This is a genomic window from Leptothrix sp. (in: b-proteobacteria), from assembly GCF_965250675.1.
In the GTDB taxonomy this organism is placed as follows: domain Bacteria; phylum Pseudomonadota; class Gammaproteobacteria; order Burkholderiales; family Burkholderiaceae_C; genus Sphaerotilus.
The window spans coordinates 1-4,562 of record NZ_CBDFPH010000005.1 but is presented as its reverse complement, the minus strand read 5'-3'; the positions used below and the strand labels follow the sequence as shown (position 1 = coordinate 4,562).

Annotated in this window: 6 protein-coding genes; all 6 read right to left on the bottom strand. The window is 69.2% G+C overall.

From position 1 onward, the window contains the following. Positions 1 to 146: ATP-binding cassette domain-containing protein (locus AC5IG3_RS07555; protein ID WP_491905685.1), on the bottom strand; the 146-nt coding region annotated here is incomplete at its 3' end. 123 nt (positions 147 to 269) lie between these two features. Continuing rightward, positions 270 to 1,247, bottom strand: a complete 978-nt coding sequence (gene miaA, locus AC5IG3_RS07550; protein WP_491905684.1) for a tRNA (adenosine(37)-N6)-dimethylallyltransferase MiaA — start codon at positions 1,245 to 1,247, stop codon at positions 270 to 272. Next, positions 1,237 to 2,493 carry a Bcr/CflA family efflux MFS transporter gene (locus tag AC5IG3_RS07545; RefSeq protein ID WP_491905683.1) on the bottom strand — a complete coding sequence of 419 codons (1,257 nt, stop codon included), beginning with the start codon at positions 2,491 to 2,493 and terminating at the stop codon, positions 1,237 to 1,239. The genes miaA and AC5IG3_RS07545 overlap by 11 nt, the downstream gene beginning before the upstream one ends. A 134-nt stretch (positions 2,494 to 2,627) precedes the next feature. Continuing rightward, positions 2,628 to 3,470, bottom strand: a complete 843-nt coding sequence (locus tag AC5IG3_RS07540; protein WP_491905682.1) for an alpha/beta hydrolase — start codon at positions 3,468 to 3,470, stop codon at positions 2,628 to 2,630. Positions 3,471 to 3,606: 136 nt separating this feature from the next. After that, positions 3,607 to 3,984 carry a hypothetical protein gene (locus tag AC5IG3_RS07535; protein WP_491905681.1) on the bottom strand — a complete coding sequence of 126 codons (378 nt, stop codon included), beginning with the start codon at positions 3,982 to 3,984 and terminating at the stop codon, positions 3,607 to 3,609. Between the two features lie 19 nt (positions 3,985 to 4,003). Continuing rightward, positions 4,004 to 4,562, bottom strand: a 559-nt coding sequence (locus AC5IG3_RS07530) for an ammonium transporter (RefSeq protein WP_491905680.1), incomplete at its 5' end; no start/stop codon positions are given.

Here is a 4,562-nt window from a genome sequence, read left to right as displayed (position 1 = left end):
GCCATGCAGTTGAGCAGGCTGGACTTGCCCACGCCCGACTCGCCGACGATGGCGACGAACTCGCCCGGCGCGACATTGAGCGAGACGTTGGAGAAGACCGGTGTGTCGCCGTAGCGTTTGCCCAGCGCGGTGATCACCAGGCTCATGCCCCATGCCCCCAGATCAGGAACACGGCGATCAGCACGGCCAGCCACAGCGCGTGGCCAAAGCTGCAGTAGCAGCGCAGGGCCGGGGGCAGCAGGTTCAAGAGGCGTTGCCACATGGCCGGATCATCGCCCAGGTGAACCCAGCAGGTCGCTGACCGCTGACAAGACCCGGTCCGGCGCATCCGGCGCGTCGCAGCCGATCACGCACCGCTGCGGCATCGAGCGCAGCCAGGTGATCTGGCGCTTGGCGAGCTGGCGGGTGGCGAAAATGCCGCGGTCGCGCAGCTCGGTCAGCTGGGTCGGTGACAGCGTCGCGTCGCCCGCCGCATCGAGCGCCTCCCAGGCCTGGCGGTAGCCGACGCAGCGCATCGAGGGCAGGTCGGGGTGCAGGTCGCCGCGCGCGCGCAGGCGCCGCATTTCGTCGACGAAACCGCTCGCCAGCATGGCGTCGAAGCGTTGTGCGATGCGGCCGTGCAGCCAGGCGCGGTCGGCCGGCTCCAGGCTGATGAAGGCGCCGCCCAGGATCGGGTTGTCGGCCGTGCGCGCGTCCCCGGTCTGGAACGCCGAGATCGGCCGGCCCGAGACCTCGAACACCTCCAGCGCGCGCTGGATGCGCTGCGAGTCGGCCGGGGCCAGGCGCGCGGCCGTGACCGGATCGACCCTGGCCAGTTCGGCGTGCATCGCGGGCCAGCCGTGCGAGGCCGCTGCCGCTTCGATGCGCTGTCGCACGTCGGCGTCGGCGCGCGGCATGTCGTCCAGGCCCTGCATCAGCGCCTTGAAATACAGCATGGTGCCGCCCACCAGCAGCGGGGTGCGCCCGCGCGCGGTGATCTCGCCGATCAGGCGCTGGGCGTCGCGCACGAACCCGGCGGCGCTGTAGGCGTGGAGCGGATCGGTGATGTCGATCAGGTGGTGCGGCGCAGCCGCGCGTTCCGCGGCGCTCGGCTTGGCGGTGCCGATGTCCATGCCGCGGTAAACCAGGGCCGAGTCGACGCTGATGATCTCGACCGGCCAGCGCTGCGCGATGGCGAGCGCCGCCGCGCTCTTACCACTGGCCGTGGGTCCGGCCAGCGCAATGCAGCTCACCGGCTCAGCGGGCATCGCTCGCCCCGGGAGAGACACGCACCGGTGGCACCTTCACCTCGCCATGCCTCTGCACCAGTGTCCAGGCGGTCAGTGCGATCAGCACGCTCCAGAACCAGAGGCCGTCGGTCAACGGCCGTACGCTGCCGGGGCTTTCGGCCAGGCTTTTGCCGAGCCAGCCGCCCATGAAGAAGGCGGTCAACATCATCAGGAAGCCGCTCATGGCCGAGGCCGCGCCGGCCGCGTGCGGGAACGGGCCGACGGCACCGCTCTGGCCGCAGGGCTGGTGCACGCCGTGGCCGAGCATGAACAGGATGAAAGGGCCGAGGATCGCGGCCGGGTGCTGCACGCCGGCCAGCGCGAGACCGCCCATGGTGCTGCCCGCGATCAGGGTGCATATGCCGGCGATGGCGACCGTGCGGCGCACGCCCAGGCGCGGCAGCAGCCGGCGGCAGATGAAGGTGCCGGCGATGTAGGACAGCGACATCACCAGCATCAGCAGGCCGTAGGCGGTCTTGCCCAGGCCGAGCACACCGATGAAGACGAAGGACGAGGCCGCGAGGAAGGTGAACAGGCCGCCGTAGGAAGTGGCCGAAAGCAGGGTGAAAGCCCAGAAGGTCGGGTGGCGCAGGATCGTGCCCCAGGTGCGCAGCAGCGTCAGCGGCTCCAGCGCACGCGGGTTTTTCTGTGCCAGCGTTTCCTCGAAGCGCCAGGCCAGCAGCGCCAGCGTGCCGGCGCCGAACACGGCCAGTGCCATCAGCGCCATGCGCCAGCCCGCGAAGTCGGCCAGCAGTCCACCGACCGGCGCACTCGCGCAGGCGATCACGCCCAGGCCGGTCAGCCCCTTGGACATCACCCGCGCCCCATCAACCGGCGCGTACAGGTCGCGCACCACGGCGCGCGCGCACATCACGCCCGCGCCCATCGCGATGCCTTGCAGGACGCGCCAGGCGATCAGCTGGTCCATCGAAGCGGAAAACGTGCTGCCCACGGCGGCCAGCACATACAGCGCCGTGCCGCCCAGCAGCACCGGCCGGCGCCCGAACCGGTCCGACAGCGGACCCCAGACCAGTTGAGAGAGACCGAAGGCCAGCAGCAGCGCGGTCAGCGTGAGCTGGGCCTGCGGCATGCCGGCACCGAAACCCTGGGTGATGGAAGGCAGGGCGGGCAGGTAGAGATCGGTGGTGACCGGTTGCAGGCCCAGCAGCAGGGACAGCACCAGCACGATCAGGCTGGGCGACATGGCGGAACGGGAGGCGGACATCCGGCTGAGGGTAGCAGACCGCCCCATGTTCGACCGGCGCGACGTGCATGCGACCAGAGCGCGGCGGAACCGCCTTTGCCGGGCCGCACCGCGTTGCCCCCTGGAGGGTGACGCCGAAGGCGGCGCGGGGGGGCTTACTTCATCCCGAACAGCTCGGCCAGCGCGACCCGGTACTGCGGCTGGCCCACGGCGTTGGTGTTGTGGTGAGACCCGCCTTCGACCAGCACGAAACTCTTCCTGCCGGTCGCCGCGTCGTAGAGCCGGCGCCCGAGTTCGGGCTTGATGGTGTTGTCTTCGCTGCCGTGCACCACCAGCAGCGGCGAGCCGATCTGCTTCACCCGCTCGATCGCTTCGAAGCGCTGCGTGATCAGCGGTCCCACCGGCAGCCAGCCCCACTTGTACGAACTGACCACGTCGGGGATCGAGGTGAAGGTGCCTTCGACCAGCGTCCCCGTTTCATCGTTCACCTGGGCCGCCAGTTCGATCGCGATGGCGCCGCCCAGCGAGTGCCCGAAGATGTAGCGCGGCCGGTCTGGGTATTGCCGGGCCAGCCAGTCCCAGGCGGCGCGGGCGTCTTCGTAGGCCAGGGTCTCGGACGGCAGCTCGTTCGTGCTCTTGCCGAAGCCCCGGTAGTCCACCGCCAGCACCGAGAAACCCAGCTCCTGCATGCGCCGGGCCCGGAAGGCCGAGCCCACCACGTTGAAGCGTGCGCCGTGCAGATAGAGCAGGACCGGGGCTTTTGAATCCTTGTCGAAGCGCTCGTGCGGGCTCCAGAGACCGTGCAGCCTGGCCGGTGTGCCCGTTTCCTTCGATGCAAAGTCGATCCACACGTCCTGCATGCCGGCGGCGGCCTCCTCACCGCGCCACCAGCTGCGGTCCGAGGGCTGGAAGATCCAGCCGCGCTGGCGTTCGTCAAGGGAAGCACAGCCGGCGAGCACGGCGGCGGCGAGCAGCAGGAGGGTGATCAGGCGTTTCATGCCAAAGAATGATGCGAGGCCGGCCGCGAAAGTTCACCCCAGGGCAAAAAAACCTTACCTTCCGCGCAGGAACAGCGCGTCCAGGTCCTTCATGCCCAGCTGGCGCCAGGTCGGGCGGCGTCGGGAGCGAACCGCGTCACCGAAGCCCGGACCGGTATTTGGCCAGCATCAGGCGCTTGGCCTCGTCGTCTTCACTGGCCTGCGTGGCCCTGCTCTGTGCGCTGGACGGGGGGGCGCTGGCAGTCCCGGCGGCCAGTCGCTGCGAGACACCCGGCGCCGGCGCCGACGCATTGCGAGGTCCCAGCATGTGGCTGTTCAGGTACTCCGCGTACTCGCGCAGTCTGGGGTTCTGGCTCTGGCGGGCCTCGTCAAGCACTTCCTTGGCATAGGCCAGGTCGTGCAGGAAGTGCTGAACATCCAGCGACCGCCCGAACTCCCTCCTGATCGGAATGACCATGCGCAAGGCATAGTTCATCAGGCTGTCGCCCGAAGAGGGCGTGAGCGGTTCCGACATGGTTGTGGGTCCTGCGCAATCAGTTCGGCGCGATCATTTCGCCGTGCTGCGTGATGTCCAGTCCCAGGCGTTCGGACTTGTCGTCCACCCGCAGACCGACCACCACCTTCACCACCAGCATGATCACGGCGGTCATGCTGCCGGCATAGGCCAGTACAGCGACAGCGCCGATGGCGTTGGTCCAGACCGAGGCAGTCACGGGAGCAATCGCCGGCAGCGCAAACACCGGCACCAGCACCGTACCCACCAGACCACCCACACCGTGCAGCGCGAATACGTCCAGCGTGTCGTCGATGCCGGTGCGCGACTTGAAGTTGGTCACCGCGAAGAAGCAGATCACGCTGGCGGCTGTGCCGATGCCCAGCGCGCCAAGAATGCCGACGTAGCCGGACGCCGGGGTGATCGCGATCAGGCCGGCGATCGCGCCGGTGGCCATGCCGAGCACACTCATCTGGCCGCGCTTCACGTACTCGCACAGGCCCCAGACGAAGGCGCTTGCGCTGGCCGCCACCTGTGTCGCCAGCACCGCGCCCACCGCGCGCGAACTGGCCTCGAACGCCGAGCCGGCGTTGAAGCCG